Here is an 18,110-nt window from a genome sequence, read left to right as displayed (position 1 = left end):
TCATCCAGCCCTAAATAGTTCATTTTTCGATAATTCTGCATCGTGAAACAGGCGCGCTTTTTATTTGAAAAGTTTGTTTTTCGATGTACGAGTAGTAATTTTAAGTCCTTACTAACCAAAAAACCCAGCATGAAGCATTTATTTACTCTCATCTTCACGTGTCTGTTGAGTGTGAGTGTGTATGCACAGTATTGCATACCTGCCTACTCAGTAGGTACAACAGCGGGAGACTCGTTGACAAACGTCCAGTTGGGGACGATTAATGCGAGCTTTCCCAACCCGCCGTCCGGCTATGGAAACTATACGGCACTTGCCAGTACAAACCTTTACACAGGAGCGTTTTACAACCTCAGTGTAACCGGCAACCCGGTATTTTCCATCACAGTTGAAGCCTGGATTGACTACGACATTAACAGTGCATTTGCGTTAACTGAAAAATTGGGTCACCTCAACCTGACAGCAGGTGCTACGGGGGTGATTACTTTTCAGGTGCCAACCACTGCGACTGTCGGAACCACCCGTTTGCGTGTAATGGGCGTATATCCTTCCGGGATTGCAACGCTTGACCCATGTGGAACAACCTTTACCTTTGGAGAGACAGAGGACTATGGAATCGTGATTTTACCTCAGCCTCCCGAAGATGCGGGTGTACTTGGCATTGTGCCTTTTGCATCCTCATGTAACTTTGGTTTGCAGACCATTGAAGCTTCTGTTTACAACTTCGGATCACAAACACAGGATACCATTCCTATGGCTTATTCTGTAAATGGTGGTACACCAGTTATCGATACATTGTTTGCGCCTGTGGCAGGCGGTACTGGTTCTACCTTTGCCTTTAGCCAGCCAGCCAACCTCTCTACTCCCAATACTACCTATACTATTCAGGTATGGAGTCAACTGGATGGAGACTTTGATGCCGCCAATGACACTTCTACACTGGTATATAATAGCCAGCTTCTTTTCCCTCTGGCCTATGCAGAAGACTTTGAATCAGGTTTTATCAAAAACCCGAACTTTGGTCAGGCAGATGTATTGGGTGCGGGATGGGCTGCTACTACTCCCAATCCAAACGCCGGATGGAATGTAGAGCTGGATGGCGTACAAAACAATACACTCACCGGCCCGATCGATGACCATACAGCAGGTGGAGTAACTTATCTGTTTACAGAAACTTCCTCTGGTGTCGCAGGTGATACCTATGTGCTTACTTCGCCATGTATCGACCTGACAGGTTCTACTGCTCCCCGGTTGTCATACTGGTACCATATGTATGGAGCAAGTATGGGTACGTTAGCAGCTTTTGTAACTACTTCCGGTGGTTTTGACTCACTGGTTTACGGTTTGTCAGGTCCTCAGCAGTTTGCTGAAACAGACCCATGGCTTGAAGCCATCGTGGATCTGGCCTGGGCAAAAGACTCTGTCATCCAACTTCGGTTTGTGGGTATACGCGGTACATCTTTTACGGGCGATATGGCCATTGACGATATCTCTCTCTATAACGCTTCACCGATTGACGTTGCTGCCGTTTCTATCGTTTCTCCTACTGACCCTGCCTGTTACAGTACTTCTGAAGCCGTAACCGTAAGGATTCAGAACGTAGGTACTCAGCCGCTGAACTTTGCGACTGACAACGTTACCATTACCCTGAATATCTCAGGAGCAAGTTCACAGACTTTCTCTCCTACACTTACTTCAGGTACATTGGCGGTACTCGCAACCCAGGACATTTTAGTTACTTCGAATGCTGACCTCTCCAATGGTGGTACACACGTGTTTGAAGCCATTGCTTCTACCCCCAATGACCCGAATGCATTTAACGATACGACCAATGGCTCAGCCGTAGCGCTTCCCGTTACAACCGGCCTTCAGGAAAGTTTTGAAACCTTCCTCGTTGGAAACCCCGGTACGCTGGATAATGGCTGGACAATGGCTTCCAACAACCCCAGTACCTTCCTCGGCTGGACGGTAGAGCAGGACGGCGTTGCCAACTCCTTCGGTACAGGTCCGATCGATGACCATACCCCGGGTGGCAGCATCTACATGTACACAGAAACATCCGGTTCATTGACCTCCGATGTTTATAGCCTGTTTAGCCCTTGCGTGGACCTCGGCGGTGCCCCAAGCCCAATTCTTACCTGGTGGTACCATATGTTTGGTGCTACTATGGGTACATTGGAAGTACACGTACTGTGGAATGGCCAGGACTCACTGGTATGGACCAAATCCGGTCAGCAACAAACCGCAGAAAATGCTCCGTGGCTGACTGATACAGTAGATATGGCCTTCTGGATTGGAAATACCGTTCAAATTGAGTTCAGAAGTACCAATAACGTCAGCTTTACATCTGACATGGCGATTGACGACATTCTGTTGTTTAGCCCATCACCGGTAGATGCAGGTGCAACTGCCCTGACTTATCCGACAGATGTGAAATGTTATAGCACTTCAGATTCACTGAAAGTAGAAATCACCAATTACGGTATTGCACCCCTGGACTTCAGCGTAAACCCTGCAACGGTTACTGTGGATGTAACAGGTGCAAGTACTGCGACCTACTCCACTACGATTAACAGTGGTACACTGGCTTTGGGCGCTACTACAGAAGTCATGGTTTCAACTACTGCTGACTTCTCTGCACCTGGATTCCATAACCTGAAAATCTATACCTCGATAGGGGCAGATCCTAACGTTTTCAACGACTCTACAGATGCAGTGGTTGAATCCGTACCTACGGTTTCTCTCCCGCTTCTGGAAGATTTTGAGACATTTACCCCAGGCGTATTGTTTGCAGATCCCGGTACCGTAACCAACGGCTGGACCCGCTACTCCAACAATACCAATACCGGTATCGGATGGTTTGTCGAAACTGATGGCGTTCAGAACAACTTTGGCACCGGCCCGCTGGATGACCATACCTCAGGCGGAAGTATCTATATGTATACACATAGTGCCTTCCCTGCTGTTACAGGCGATACCTTCAACCTGGTTTCTCCATGTATTGACCTTACCACCATCAGTGTACCAAAAATGAGCTTCTGGTACCATATGTTTGGCCCGAATATGGGTACGCTTCAGGTTGTGGTGAAAACGGATGTGGGTGAAACTACCATCTGGTCACTCTCCGGTCAGCAGCAAACAAGTGAAAATGACCCCTGGCTGGAAGCGATTGTTGACCTTTCGGCTTTCAATACGGTCTCCAATGCTCAGATCATTTTCCGCGGTATATTTAATGTCAACTCCTTCCAGTCAGATATGGCAATCGATGATATTAATATCTTCGAACCACCCGCATTTGATGTGAGAGCGGGCGACGTACTGGCTCCTGCCAATGGTTGTGGTCTGACTTCGGGCGAAACAGTAACCGTCGAAGTGGTAAACTTCGGTCTCGATACACTGGACAATGTAATCGCTTCCTTCTCTGTTGACGGTGGCGCATATACTACTCCGGAATCAGTTCCTGGTATTATCCTTCCCGGCGATACTGTTGCGTATACATTTACAGCGACTGCAAACCTGTCAGTACCTGGTGTTCATACGGTTTCTATCGTTACTACCCAGCTTACACCGGCAGATGGTAATCCGCTGAACGATACAGCAACCGTAAGCATTACCCACTACAATGCTTACACAGGTGCATACCCCTACTTCGAAAACTTCGATGGTGCGGGATGGGTACCTAACAACACTGCATTCAATCCAGGTAACCCGATTATCAACCTTGCCAACGGCTGGCTGAACCTTCAGACAGACGCTCCATGGGATTGGGCGGTAAGAAGCGCACCAGTAGGTACCTCTAACGCTGGTCCTCAGTTTGACCATACTACAGGAAGTACCAACTACGTATTTGTGGATGATGATAACGACTACGATTCTGTCATCATGATTACGCCATGTTTTGACATCAGCGGCTTTAATCAGGCGCAGATGGAGTTCTGGTATTATTCCAATAATGGCAATGACCCGAACAACGAAAACACCCTCCACATTGACGTGATCGATGGTACGGATCTGATTCTTGACATCATTCCTCCGCTGGGACACAAAGATCCAAACTGGAACTTTATCAGCCTGAATATGTCTGCTTATGGTCCAAGTTTCAGCGTGAGATTCCGTGTAAATACCAACAACCAGTGGTTCCAGCACGATATCGGTATCGACGACTTCGGTTTGTTTGATGTGATTCCTCAGGATGCCGGTATTACGAATGTATTCACGCCAACTGATGCCTGCGGTCTGACAGCAAGTGAAGACGTTACGCTTGGACTTTCCAACCTGGGTACTGACTCGATCCTGACAAATGTGACGATCAACTACCAGATCAGCCTCAACGGCGTACCTGGAGCAGTCAACACACTGCCTAGCCCACAGGATACCATCGCACCAGGTGTGACAATTCCGGTAATCATCGCTGCACAAAACTTCAGCGTACCCGGTACTTACACCGTAACAGCATGGACTTCCGGTCTGGCCGGTGATAGCAACCAGTTCAACGATAGCGTTTCCGTTGATATCAAAAATATTCCGGTTGTTACCAACTATCCATATGTACAGAACTTCGAAAACGGTGATGGTGGATGGACAGTAGAAGGAACCACTACCTTTGAACTGGCTACTCCTGCTGGTGCGGTAATCAACTCTGCAGCTTCCGGTGTGAATGCATGGGTTACCAACGCTACGGGTATTTACAACTCCAGTGAAGATGGTTGGGTCATGGGGCCATGTTTTGACTTCTCCAACCTCTCTGCACCCAAAATCGAAATGTCGGTTTGGTGGAACTCCGAATTTAGCTGGGATGGTGGTGTGCTTCAGTCCTCTATCGACAATGGCACTACCTGGCAGAATGTAGGTGCATTTGGTGATCCTGACAACTGGTACACAGACAATACTGTCAATGGCGCTCCCGGTGGATCTCAGGAAGCCTGGACAGGCCGTAACAGCAGTAATAACGGCTCCGGTGGATGGGTAATTGCCAAACACGCACTTGACGGCCTTGGCGGACAATCTGATGTGAAACTTCGGGTTGCATTTGGATCAGATACGTCTGTTGAGGATGACGGATTTGCATTTGACGATATCTTCATCTACGATACACCTGATGATGACATGGGGGTAGTGGCCTTTACACAACCTTCTGGTATAGATTGTAGCTCTGATTCTACCGTAGTAGAAGTGATGCTGGTCAACTTCGGTCTCCTGACTCAGCAAAACATACCCGTAACGGTCAATGTCACAGGTGCGGTCAATACGACACTTACAAATGTGTATACAGACTCGATTGTATCGGGTGATACAGCACTGTTTGTTGTGGGAACTTTCAACTCCAATATTGGTGGAACCTTCAACTTTGCAGGTTATACCGTACTGGGTGGTGACACATTGTTCTTCAATGACAGCACGCTGTTTATTTCCGATATCACGACATCAGCGCTTTCGCCTTCAGTAACTCCTGATTCTATTTGCTCCAGCGATTCCGCATCCTTCATGCTGGTTGCCAATACTTCCGCTACGACCATTCTTTGGTATGACGCGCAGGGCGGCCAGGTTATCCATACAGGAGATACGCTGATTACGCCTTTCCTGACAAGTACGACTACGTATTATGCACAGGCTACAGATCAGATTACCTACTCCGGATTTACGCCTGCTGATAATACATTTGGGGCAGGTGCCGCTTATACATTCTTCCCTGACGGTCTGACCTTTGATGTCGGACAGGATATAACGATTAGCTCTGTGAAAGTATATCCGGGCAGTGCAGGTACGATTGTGGTGAATGTACTGGACAATACGGGATTTGTTGTAGAAACAGCTTCCTTCCCATTTGGTGGTACGGTTACTGATACGGTTCTGAACCTGAATTTTGATATTCCGGTCGGCACAGGCTATCAGATGAATGCCAATGGTTCTACGGTTACTTCCCTTTTCCGTAACTCCGGTGGTGCAGTATTCCCATACGAAATACCAGGTGTAGTCTCCGTTACAGGTACGATCAATGGCCTCGGTACTTCAGGGTTCTACTATTTCTTCTATGACTGGAACGTTGTTTCCTTCGGATGCCCCAGCCCGCTGGTGCCTGTACAGGCAGTATTCCTCCCGGATGTACCTGTCAACCTCGGTCCTGACGGAACCGCTTGCGAAGGCACTACGCTGAACGCATTCCTTCCACAAATCGTCAGCTACCAGTGGAGCACAGGTGATACCATTCCAAGTATCTCCGTCGCTACTTCAGGTACTTACTATGTAGATGTTACTGACGTAAATGGTTGTGTGGGTACTGACTCCGTTATTCTGTTGGTGAACCCAAGTCCTACCGTTGACCTTGGTCCAAACGACACGGTAGCGTGTGATCAGATCGTACTCGATGCAGGTAACCCTGGCGCTACTTATGTATGGTCTGTACCGGGTACCTTTACCCAGACGCTGACCGTTACCGACAGTGGTACCTACTATGTGGAAGTAACCGCACTGGGCTGTTCCGCAAGTGATACGATCACCATAGATGTGAAAGATGCACCGGTTGTAAGCCTTGGCGGCGACCTGACTTCTTGTAACCCTGTTCCGCTCGACGCCGGCAACCCTGGTCTGAGCTTTAACTGGAGCACCGGTGACAACAGCCAGACGATTGTGGCGCTTCCTCCTGTAAGTGGTTCTGATACCGTTTCCGTAACGGTTACCGATCCAGCCAGTGGTTGTGCAACAACAGATGCGATTGTGATTACCGCGGGTACACCGCCTTCAGTAGACCTCGGTGGCGATCAGGCAGGTTGCGATGTTATCATCCTTGATGCAGGCAACCCGGGAGCCAGCTACCTGTGGAGCAATGGCGCAACAACTCAGAGCATCACAGTTACCTCAGCGGGTGTTTACTCCGTAGCAGTAACAGATGCCGGTGGTTGCGAAGGTGCAGACACCGTAACGCTGAGCCTCGAACTGAGTCCTGTGGCAGGCTTTAACTACAACTGGGTGAACTTCGGCTTTACCTTCCAGTTCAACGATGCGTCAGCCAATGGCTCATCCATCAGCTGGGATTTTGGAGACGGAAACACCAGTACAGATCCAAGCCCCACCCATACGTATCAGTTTACCGGTTCATTCCAGGTAACACAAATCGTAACCAATGACTGCGGTAGCGACACACTGGTACAGGTGGTAGGTCCGACAAGCATTGGCGACGAACTCTTTGGCAGTGCAATCAGCGTCTATCCGAACCCGACCGTCGATCAGTTCTGGATCGAAGGGCTGGATATTCAGGCTGAGACATTGACCATAGAAGTGAGCGACGCACGTGGACGTACGATCATGAAGCAGGTGGAAAACCACGTCTTCGGCGGATTTAAATACAGATTCGACCTTACCCAGCATGCGGAAGGTGTGTATGTAGTGAAAATTTCCGATGGCGAACGCACCGCTTACAAGCGTATTGTGAGAAAATAACCGAAAGGTAATTCTGAAAATAAAAAACCGGAGAGGAGGGTAAAACTTCCTCTCCGGTTTTTGCATTTTGTATATTTGGCAGGTGTTATCGTTGAAAATTCCAATAATTCTTTTTAAGTTGAACGAGCTAAATCGAAGAGGGCTACTGTTACCTTACAATTTCACCTAACTAAACGAGCTTGTGTATGGCGCATAATTCCTTTTCCCTATATTTTCCTCCCACCTCTTTATTTTCAAGGTAATCTCAATTGGAAACGAAATCCAGCAACAACTGGGGGTTTTCCTTTTGTGTATTGGAAATAAAGCCAATGTTCTGGTCTGTGCAATATTTGCATGGATGGTACATATTATTTTTTCCCTAAAAATTTCCACCAAAATCTCACTAATGAAATGAAACGATTACTTCTGACCTTTTTCTTAACCCTTACAACAACGTTTCTTCTGTTTGGACAGTCCGTCCCGGAGTTGTTGTATTTAAAATTTAACGGAACGGGGACTACGGCAGTCCCCAACCTGGCCTCATCGCCCGTAGGCACCAATCCTGCACCCTTTGTGGGTACCGGGGTATCTCAGGGACCTACCGGGCAGTTTGGCAATGCACTTGTAGGTACGGGTGTGGCATCTTCTTATGTGAATACAGGCTGGGTTACCAGTTTGTCGGGAAGCTGGACCATTTCCTTCTGGTGTAACAACATACAGCCCAGCTCTACTTTGTACTATATTTTCGGAGATGCGTCTGCCGGAGGATTCCGTTGTTTTACCAATGGAGTTGCAGGGGCAAACAACTGGATTCTCCGTGGTACAGGTATTACGGATGTACTGGTAACCGGCGGTGCAGTAGTTACACCGAATGTGATTCACTTTGTGTATGACAGCCCAGCAAACCAGATCAAAGCGTATCTGAACGGAGCATTGGTAAACACTGTAAATCAGGCCGGACCGATTACAATTACCGCCGGTACAGGTACCTTTACGGTAGGAGGCTATGGCGCCAATGTTGGTCTTAGCCCTGCCGGATTGATGGATGAATTTCGTATTTACAACCGTGCGCTGACAGCTGCTGAAATTACAGCAACGTGGAACCAGACTCTGCCCTTGGTGGTTGGTCCGAAAGATGTGTCAGTTACCAATCTGATATCACCGGTTTCTTCGAATACAGCATGTTATACAGACAATGAGACCATTGCTTTGAATCTTTACAGCTTTGGTTCTGATACACTGAACTTTGCTACAGATAACGTCAAAGTTACCTGTACAACATCAGGGCCCAATCCACAGACGTATTCTACTACCCTTACATCGGGAACGATGCTTCCCGGTAGTTCGATGGCAGTAGTGGTAACTACAGCATATGATATGAGCGCACCAGGTACACATGTATTTGATGCGTATGCAGAGTTTGTCACCGGTGGACCTGATGCAAATCTGGCGAATGACACCATGTCTTCCGCCAATATTGTCAACAGCAGCGCAGTCCTTGGTTCAGGGGGAGCCCTTTCCGAAGATTTTGAAACATGGGTTGCCGGATCTCCGGGCACATTTGGTCCCGGTTGGTCTGCCACTTCTCCCAACGCTAATGCTGGCTGGTGGGTAGAAAATAACGGTATCCAGAATACCACACTTACCGGGCCACTTAACAATCACACGCCAGGCGGGAATACTTATATTTACACAGAAACATCGTCAGGTGTAGCAGGAGATATCTATACACTTACCTCGCCATGTATCGATCTGACTGGGGCAAGTGCACCCCGTCTATCTTTCTGGTATCATATGTATGGAACAACTATCAACACATTGGCTGTTCATGTGATTACTTCCGGCGGGTTTGATTCACTCGTATACGGGCTGCTTGGGTCGCAGCAATTTGCCGAAACAGATCCATGGCTGGAAGCAATTGCCGATTTGGGCTGGGCAACAGATTCTGTTGTCCGGATTCAATTTATCGGAGTAAGAGGCGCCGGAGGTACAGGAGATATTGGTCTGGATGATGTCCTGCTATACAATGCGGTACCTATAGATATTGCGGCTGTACAGGTGGTGTCTCCAACAGAAGCCGCTTGTTATGACGCGTCTGAATCTGTAACTGTGCGAATTCAGAATATTGGCACGCAGCCACTGAACTTTGCGACAGATAATGTGACACTGACATTAAACATAACCGGAGCAAGCACACAAACCTTTTCTCCAACGCTTACTTCGGGGACGCTGGCTGTTTTGGCTACTCAGGATGTGGTGGTGACTACTAATGCAGACTTCTCCAACAGTGGTATTCACAATATGGAAGTTATTGCCAGCACCCCCAATGATCCCAATGCATTTAATGATACGGTTCAGGCTTCGGTGGAAACCCTTCCGGTAAGTTCGGGTATTCAGGAAGATTTTGAAACTTTTATAATAGGAAATCCCGGTACCTTCCAGAATGGGTGGTCAACAAATTCGACCAGTACAAGTACCACGATTGGCTGGACAGTAGAGGCAGACGGTATTCAAAACTCTACGGGTACTGGCCCAATTGATGACCATACTCCGGGGGGAAATATTTATGTGTATCTGGAATCTTCAGGTATTATTCCCGTGGATACCTTCGGGCTGATCAGTTCTTGTATCGATTTAAGCTCAGCCACCAATCCTATACTGACCTGGTGGTACCACATGTTTGGTTCTACGATGGGAACCATGGCTGTAAGAGTACTATGGAATGGTCAGGATTCGACAGTCTGGACACTCAGTGGTCAGCAGCAAACCGCGCAGAATGACCCCTGGCTTTCCGATACAGTGGACATGTCTTTCTGGGCAGGGAACACAATTCAGATCGAATTCCGAAGCTATGGCAACAGTAGCTTTACTGCCGATATGGCGATTGATGATATTCTTCTCTTTCAGCCTTCTCCGACAGACTTAGGCGCTTCTGCATTGCTGGATCCGGATCCGCTGGGAGTTAAATGTTTTGCCGGTGCAGACAGTCTCAGCGTGGAGATATCCAACTATGGTACTTCAGCGGTGGACTTTTCTACAAATAACCTTACTGTCACGGTAGATGTAACAGGGGCAAGTACCGCAACATATTCTACAGTCGTCACAAGCGGTGTATTGGCTTCTGGCGCGACGACCAGTGTTCTGGTTTCTACCAGTGCTAACTTTTCAGCAGCGGGTAACCATAACCTTTCTATATACACCAGCATTCCCGGTGATAATAACGATTTTAATGATACGACAACCGCTGTAATACAGGCTCTACCTGTTGTTTCATTTCCCTATATCGAAGATTTTGAAAGCGGATTTACCATAGGCTCTCCCGGTACATTTGGCAATGGCTGGACGACCAGTTCCACCAACACCAGTACGACTGTTGGCTGGACGGTAGAAACCGATGGTATTCAAAACTCCACCGGTACAGGGCCACTTGACGATCATACAACCGGTGGATCTATTTATGTGTATACAGAAACCTCAGGCGCTGTGTTGGGCAATGTGTTTGATCTGATCTCCCCCTGTGTGGATTTAGGTTCGGCCAACCAGCCCAAACTCGGCTTCTGGTATCATATGTTTGGTGCGGCTATGGGTACACTGCAGGTAGTCGTACGGTCTGATACCGGTGATGCCGTTGTATGGTCACTTTCCGGCCAGCAGCAGACCGCTGAAACCGACCCATGGCTGGAAGCTACCGTTGACCTGTCGGGTTATACTTCACTGGGAACGGTTCAGATTGTATTCAGAAGTATCGCAGGTACCACATTCACCAGCGATATGGCGATTGACGATATCAATCTGTTTGAGCCACAGCCTTATGATGTAAAAGCCGGAACCGTATTGCTGCCCAACGATGGTTGCGGACTTTCTTCCGCAGACTCTGTAAAAGTAGAAATCTACGGTTTTGGTCTTGATACGCTGACCAATATCATTGCATCCTTCTCTGTTGACGGTGGTGCATTTACGACTCCGGAAACCGTGCCCGGCATTCTGCCTCCCGGCGATACAATGGTGTACAGCTTTATAGCAACCGCAGATCTTTCTGCTGTCGGTCCTCATACGATCACTGTAGTTACCACCCAGGTTACGCCTGCTGATAACAATCCCCTGAATGACACCACCTCTAAATCGGTTATTCACTATCAGGCTTATACCGGTAACTATCCCTACTTCGAAAACTTTGATGGTCCGGGCTGGGTTCCCAATAACGTAACATTTGGCCCCGGTGCGCCGGTAATTACGCTGCCCAACGGATGGTTTAACGTACAGTTGTGTGCAATTAAAACTAAAAACTTAATGATTGACTTTAGACATATATTCCTATTTCTGACTTTTATCCCAGTGATTATATTTGGGCAAAGCAATACTTTTAGCAAAGAAATGATACTTGAGGATTTAACATACCTTCAGTCAGCATTAATTGAAAAACATCCAAACATTAATATCTACACAACGAAAGAGGAGTTTTCTAACTTCTTCAACAATTTAACTATAGAAGATAGTTTAACGGAATTGGAAGTGTATAATTTGTTATCCAATTCAAATGGAGTTATCAAAGATGGCCACACATTATTCTATCCAAATAAGAAATGGATGGAAAACAATAATGCAAACAAATTATTTATCCCGTTGCAGCCGTTTTGGGATGGCAGTAAATTGTACGTTTCTAAAAGCTATAGCTCAATAGGCAAATTGGAAGAAGGAACTCAAATAATTTCTATAAATGGAATAAAGTCATCCGAACTAATTCAAGAAATGCTGAGCAAAATGATGCGAGACGGAGACAATTACAATTACCCCACTTGGGTTCTGAATACGTATTTTTACGAATATTTCAGTTATTTCTATGGTTGTAGTGAAGAATACCAAATAAACTTTTATGATGGATTAGAAGAAAGGGCAATATCTTTTAAAGGTATTTCCAAACCTGAACTTTTTAAACAAATCAGAAAACTTCAAGAACCAGATGAAAAAGGAATAACACTTGCAATTGACGAAGAAAAAAGCATTGGTATTTTAACAATCAAAGACTGGCATAATAATATTTTAAAGAAGTATTACGGACAAAAGTTTGTTCCTGAAATTAAAAAAGCAATTGAGCAAATTAGAGATAAAAGTATTCAAAATCTTATTATTGATGTGCGTAATAATCAAGGAGGTGATACAAGGAACTCAAATTACTTACTTAAATATTTACTAAACGAACCATTTGTATTGGTAGAACAATATTATAGAAAGAAAAAAGGAATTATTGTAGAATGCAATGGTCCACAGAGTGGATTACATCAACCAATGTCTCAAAACTTCAAAGGGAATATCTATGTGCTAATAAATGGTGGTAGTTTTTCAAACACAGGGATATTCTGTTCCGTGCTTAGAAAACACAAAAGAGCAATCTTCATAGGTGAAGAAACGGGAGGAAGTGAGTTTGTAATTTGCGGGAGTCCCAAAAATATTACACTCCCCAATACTGCTATCCAAATCGAGTTGCCACAATTACAATATATGATTAAACCTAACGAAGATGACAAACTTCATAGTGTTATTCCAGATTATTACATTAAACCCAAAATCGATTATATCATAGAACAAAAAGATAAGGATTTGGAATTTGCTTTAGAACTAATAAGTAAAAGCACACAACAAAGGCTAAAACGACAATAGGCTCGATTCCTCGCCTCCTGCGTTTAGCCAAACCGAAAGATGCACCACAGGACTGGGCGGTGCGTAGTGCTGCTACAGGTTCGGCAAACACCGGTCCTATTGCTGACCATACTACCGGCAGTACGAACTATATCTTTGCTGAAGATGATTTCAACAATGACTCGGTGATTGTGATCTCTCCATGTTTTGATGTGAGTAGTTTCAACCAGCCGAAGATGCAGTTCTGGTATCACTCCAATGACGCCAACTTCCCCAACAACGAGAACACGCTGCATATTGACCTGATTCAGGGAAGTGATCTGATCCTTGATATTATTCCTCCGCTGGGACACAAAGATCCCAACTGGAATTTCATCGATCTGGATATGTCTGCTTATGGACCGGTATTCAGTGTGCGGTTCCGGGTGAATAACAACAATGGTTCATTTGTCCATGATATTGCTATTGATGACTTCGGATTGGTGGATGTAATTCCTCAGGATGCCGGTATTACTGACGTGTTTACCCCTGTAGGTGGTTGTGGGCTCACAGCAAGCGAAGACGTTACACTTGGCCTTTCCAACCTGGGTACGGACTCGATCCTGACAAATGTGACGGTAAGCTACCAGATCAGCCTCAATGGCGTGCCTGGAGCCGTCAATACTCTGCCAAGCCCGCAGGATACGATTGCTCCTGGTGTTACCATTCCGATTATCATTGCTGCACAGAACTTCAGCGTACCGGGAACTTATACCGTAACCGCATGGACTTCCGGTCTGGCAGGTGATACCAATGTCAACAATGACACTACCTCTGTTGATATTATCAATATTCCGGTTGTTTCCTCTTATCCATATTCGCAGGATTTTGAAAATGGCGATGGTGGCTGGACAGTAGAAGGAACTACTACTTTCGAATTGAATACCCCTGCCAATGTTGTTATCAACTCCGCAGCTTCCGGGGTAAACGCATGGGTTACCAATGCTACCGGACTGTACAATAATGACGAAAATGGCTGGGTACTCAGCCCATGTTTTGATTTCTCCAACCTCTCTGCTCCCCGGATAGAGATGGCCATCTGGTGGGAATCAGAAATCAGCTGGGATGGTGCTGTGCTTCAGTCAACCATTGACAACGGTGCTACCTGGCAAAACGTAGGTGCCTTTGGAGACCCCGACAACTGGTACACCGACAATACGATCAATGGTAATCCCGGAGGTCAGCAGGAAGGGTGGACAGGAAGAAATGGTTCCGGTTCCAATGGCTGGGTGATTGCTAAACATGCCCTTGATGGTCTGGCAGGTCAGACAGACGTGCGTCTGAGAGTGGCATTTGGTTCTGATGGATCTGTTCAGGATGATGGATTTGCTTTTGATGACATCTTTATCTACGATACCCCGGACGACGATATGGGGGTAGCGGCATTTACACAGCCCGCCGGACAGGATTGTAGCTCTGATTCTACAGTTATTGAAGTAATGCTGGTGAACTATGGTGTCCAAACCCAGCAAAACGTACCTGTAACAGTCAATATCACTGGCGCTGCAAATACCACGATTACGAGTGTTTTCCCGGACTCAATTGCTCCCGGAGACACGGCATTCTTTGTTGTGGGAACATTCAACTCCAACGTCGGCGGTATCTTCAACTTTGCGGGTTATACAGTACTGGCGGGAGATACGCTGTTCTTTAATGACAGTACACTGTTTAGCTCCGATATTTCGATCTCTGCTGCACCACCTACGGTATTCGCTGATTCGATCTGTTCGAGCGACTCTGCATCCTTTATGCTGATCGCCAATTCTGGATCTACCTCTATCCGTTGGTTTGATACGCCGGGTGGTAACATCATCGCGACAGGAGATACCCTGATTACTCCCTTCCTGACAAGTACCACCACGTATTATGCTCAGGCTACCGATCAGGTATCTTACAGCGGATTTTCTCCGGCAAATAATGCCATTGGAGCTGGTGCCAACTACACCTTCTTCGCCGATGGGCTTGTCTTTGATGCGCTTCAGGCACTGACGATCAATTCACTGAAGATTTACCCGTCAGGTGCCGGTAATATCGTGATTACAGTTTATGACAATACAGGCGCTATCGTTCAGACCGGAACTTTCCCATTTGCCGGAACGGTTCCTGATACCGTGCTGAATGTCAACTTTAGCGTTCCTGCGGGTGTGGGGTATGAAATCAATCTTGCGGGATCAACCATACCGAGTGCTTTCCGGAATACAGCAGGTGCTGTGTACCCCTATGAAGTCCCCGGTGTGATTTCCATCACCAATGCAATCAATAACCTCGCAGGGTTTTACTACTTCTTCTACGACTGGAACATTACACCATTCGGTTGTCCGAGCCCGTTTGTTCCTGTTCAGGCAGTATTCCTCCCGGATGTGCCTGTCGATCTGGGCCCTGATGGTACAGCTTGCGAAGGTCAGGTACTTGATGCATTCCTCCCACAGATTGTATCTTACATGTGGAGCACAGGTGATACGACTGCCAGTATCACAGCTAATGCCACCGGGTCTTATTATGTAAGTGTGGTGGATATCAATGGCTGTGTGGGTACTGACTCTGTGAATCTTTTGGTCAACCCCACGCCTACGGTTGACCTTGGTCCAAACGACACGGTAGCTTGTGATCAGATCGTACTCGACGCGGGTAACCCTGGCTCTACTTATGTATGGTCTGTACCGGGTACCTTTACCCAGACGCTGACTGTTACCGACAGTGGTACTTACTATGTAGAAGTAACTGCGCTGGGCTGTTCAGCAAGTGATACGATCACCATTGATGTGAAAGATGCACCGGTTGTAAGCCTTGGTGGCGACCTGACTACTTGTAACCCTGTTCCGCTCGACGCCGGCAACCCTGGTCTGAGCTTTAACTGGAGCACGGGCGACAACAGTCAGACTATCGTGGCGCTTCCTCCTGTAAGTGGTTCAGATACCGTTTCCGTAACGGTTACCGATCCAGCCAGTGGTTGTGCAACTACAGATGCGATTGTGATTACTGCGGGTACGCCTCCTTCGGTTGACCTCGGTGGCGATCAGGCAGGTTGCGACAGCATTACCCTTGATGCAGGCAACCCGGGAGCCAGCTACCTGTGGAGCAATGGCGCAACAACACAGACGATCACGGCAACATCCGCAGGGGTTTACTCTGTAGCCGTAACAGATGCTGGTGGTTGCGAAGGTGCAGACACCGTAACGCTGAGCCTCGAACTGAGTCCTGTGGCAGGCTTTAACTACAACTGGGTGAACTTCGGCTTTACCTTCCAGTTCAACGATGCGTCAGCCAATGGCTCATCCATCAGCTGGGATTTTGGAGACGGAAACACCAGTACAGATCCAAGCCCCACCCATACGTATCAGTTTACCGGTTCATTCCAGGTAACACAAATCGTAACCAATGACTGCGGTAGCGACACACTGGTACAGGTGGTAGGTCCGACAAGCATTGGCGACGAACTCTTTGGCAGTGCAATCAGCGTCTATCCGAACCCGACCGTCGATCAGTTCTGGATCGAAGGGCTGGATATTCAGGCTGAGACATTGACCATAGAAGTGAGCGATGCACGTGGACGTACGATCATGAAGCAGGTGGAAAACCATGTCTTCGGCGGATTTAAATACAGATTCGACCTTACCCAGCATGCGGAAGGTGTGTATGTAGTGAAAATTTCCGATGGCGAACGCACCGCTTACAAGCGTATTGTGAGAAAATAAATGATGATCTGATGATTGTCAGACAGAAGAAGGGGGCGTTATGCCCCCTTTTTTTTTATATTCTTATCATTTCAGGGGTAAACTTTTGTAGTTTAGGCTTTGTTTTATTTGTTTTGCAGACCAGATTAATATGCAATAAACTATGGCAAGCAAAGTAAAAGCGAGGGATTTGGACGACGAAGTATTGGACAAGGGCAAAGAAGTGTCTGAAGGCGGGTTTTCCATCGAAGAGTTTGTCGTGAAAAACCGAAACCTTATCATCATAGGGGTTGCAATAGTTGCCATCGTAATAGCGGCAATTGTTGGCTATGATGTAATGCGCAGCAGCAAACATACCGAAGCCAGCAGCGAGATGTTCCAGGCTGTAAAGTATTTTGAAGCTGATTCGCTCGACCTCGCATTAAACGGGGACGGACAATCGCTTGGTCTGCTCGATATTGTCTCTGACTACAGTGGTACAGAAGCCGCCAATATGGCCAACTTCTATATCGGTTCGATCTATTTACAGAAAAACGACCTGGAGTCCGCACGAGAGTATTTGGAGAAAGTCTCCCTTGGAGATAATCTTTTCTCCATGTCTGTACTTTCTGCATTGGCTTTCACCTATGAGGATCTCGGTAATCCGGAAAAAGCAGCTTCTCTTTTTGAGAAGGCCGCTTATACTCCAGCAGAGAACGAAGCCACGACTCCTACCATGCTGTTGAATGCAGGTAGAAACTACGAGGCTGCCGGCAAACCTCAAAAAGCATTGGGTCTTTACAAAAAGATCAAAACGGATTTCCCGACCAGTACCGAAGGGCTGAATATCGATAAATATATCGGAAGAGTATCAGAATGAGCGACTCTAAGGCGCACGACCTTTCTGCTATCCGTTACTCCGGAGGTAAAAACCACGGGGCTGACCGTGTAGTAATCGCTGTAAGCAACTGGCATAAAGAAATTACGACCGCACTTTTTCAAGGTGCGGTCAATGTTTTGAAAGAAACGGGTGTCCGTCCGGAAAATATTCTCCGGTATGATGTGCCTGGCTCTTTCGAACTGCCCATGGCTGCCAGCATTGCGCTTGCCAAACACTATAACCTCGATGGGGTCATTTGCCTCGGTTGTATTATTCAGGGTGAAACCCGCCACTTTGAATTTATCGCTCAGGCTGTAGCCAATGGGATCATCCGTGTTGCGCTTGACCACAATAAGCCTGTGATATTCGGTGTGCTGACTCCTGATACTCTGGAGCAGGCAATGGACCGTGCAGGCGGTAGTCTGGGAAATAAAGGCGCAGAAGCCGCCGTCGCACTTCTGGATATGATAGATCTGGAAAGAGGCTAA

The 18,110-nt window shown here is 47.0% G+C and carries 5 protein-coding genes; all 5 read left to right on the top strand.

Features of this window, described 5'->3' with window-relative positions; all coding sequences use genetic code 11:
• The first annotated feature begins 129 nt into the window (after positions 1-129).
• The 5 genes from R3D00_28190 (at position 130) to ribH (ending at position 18,110) form a co-directional block, all read left to right on the top strand.
• Entirely contained in the window at positions 130-7,434 is a 7,305-nt protein-coding gene (locus R3D00_28190) for a GEVED domain-containing protein (GenBank protein ID MEZ4777089.1), read from the top strand.
• Positions 7,435-7,824: 390 nt separating this feature from the next.
• Entirely contained in the window at positions 7,825-13,071 is a 5,247-nt protein-coding gene (locus R3D00_28185) for a S41 family peptidase (GenBank protein MEZ4777088.1), read from the top strand.
• Positions 13,068-16,784: a T9SS type A sorting domain-containing protein gene (locus R3D00_28180; GenBank protein MEZ4777087.1), complete on the top strand. Its 3,717-nt coding sequence runs from the start codon at positions 13,068-13,070 to the stop codon at positions 16,782-16,784. The genes R3D00_28185 and R3D00_28180 overlap by 4 nt, the downstream gene beginning before the upstream one ends.
• A 142-nt stretch (positions 16,785-16,926) precedes the next feature.
• Entirely contained in the window at positions 16,927-17,622 is a 696-nt protein-coding gene (locus tag R3D00_28175) for a tetratricopeptide repeat protein (protein MEZ4777086.1), read from the top strand.
• Positions 17,619-18,110: a 6,7-dimethyl-8-ribityllumazine synthase gene (gene ribH, locus R3D00_28170; protein ID MEZ4777085.1), complete on the top strand. Its 492-nt coding sequence runs from the start codon at positions 17,619-17,621 to the stop codon at positions 18,108-18,110. Before R3D00_28175 ends, ribH begins: the two co-directional genes overlap by 4 nt.

This window comes from Bacteroidia bacterium (assembly GCA_041391665.1).
Classification (GTDB): domain Bacteria; phylum Bacteroidota; class Bacteroidia; order J057; family J057; genus JAGQVA01.
Note: the sequence above shows the minus strand (reverse complement) of the source record. Positions and strands in the feature narration are given on the sequence as shown.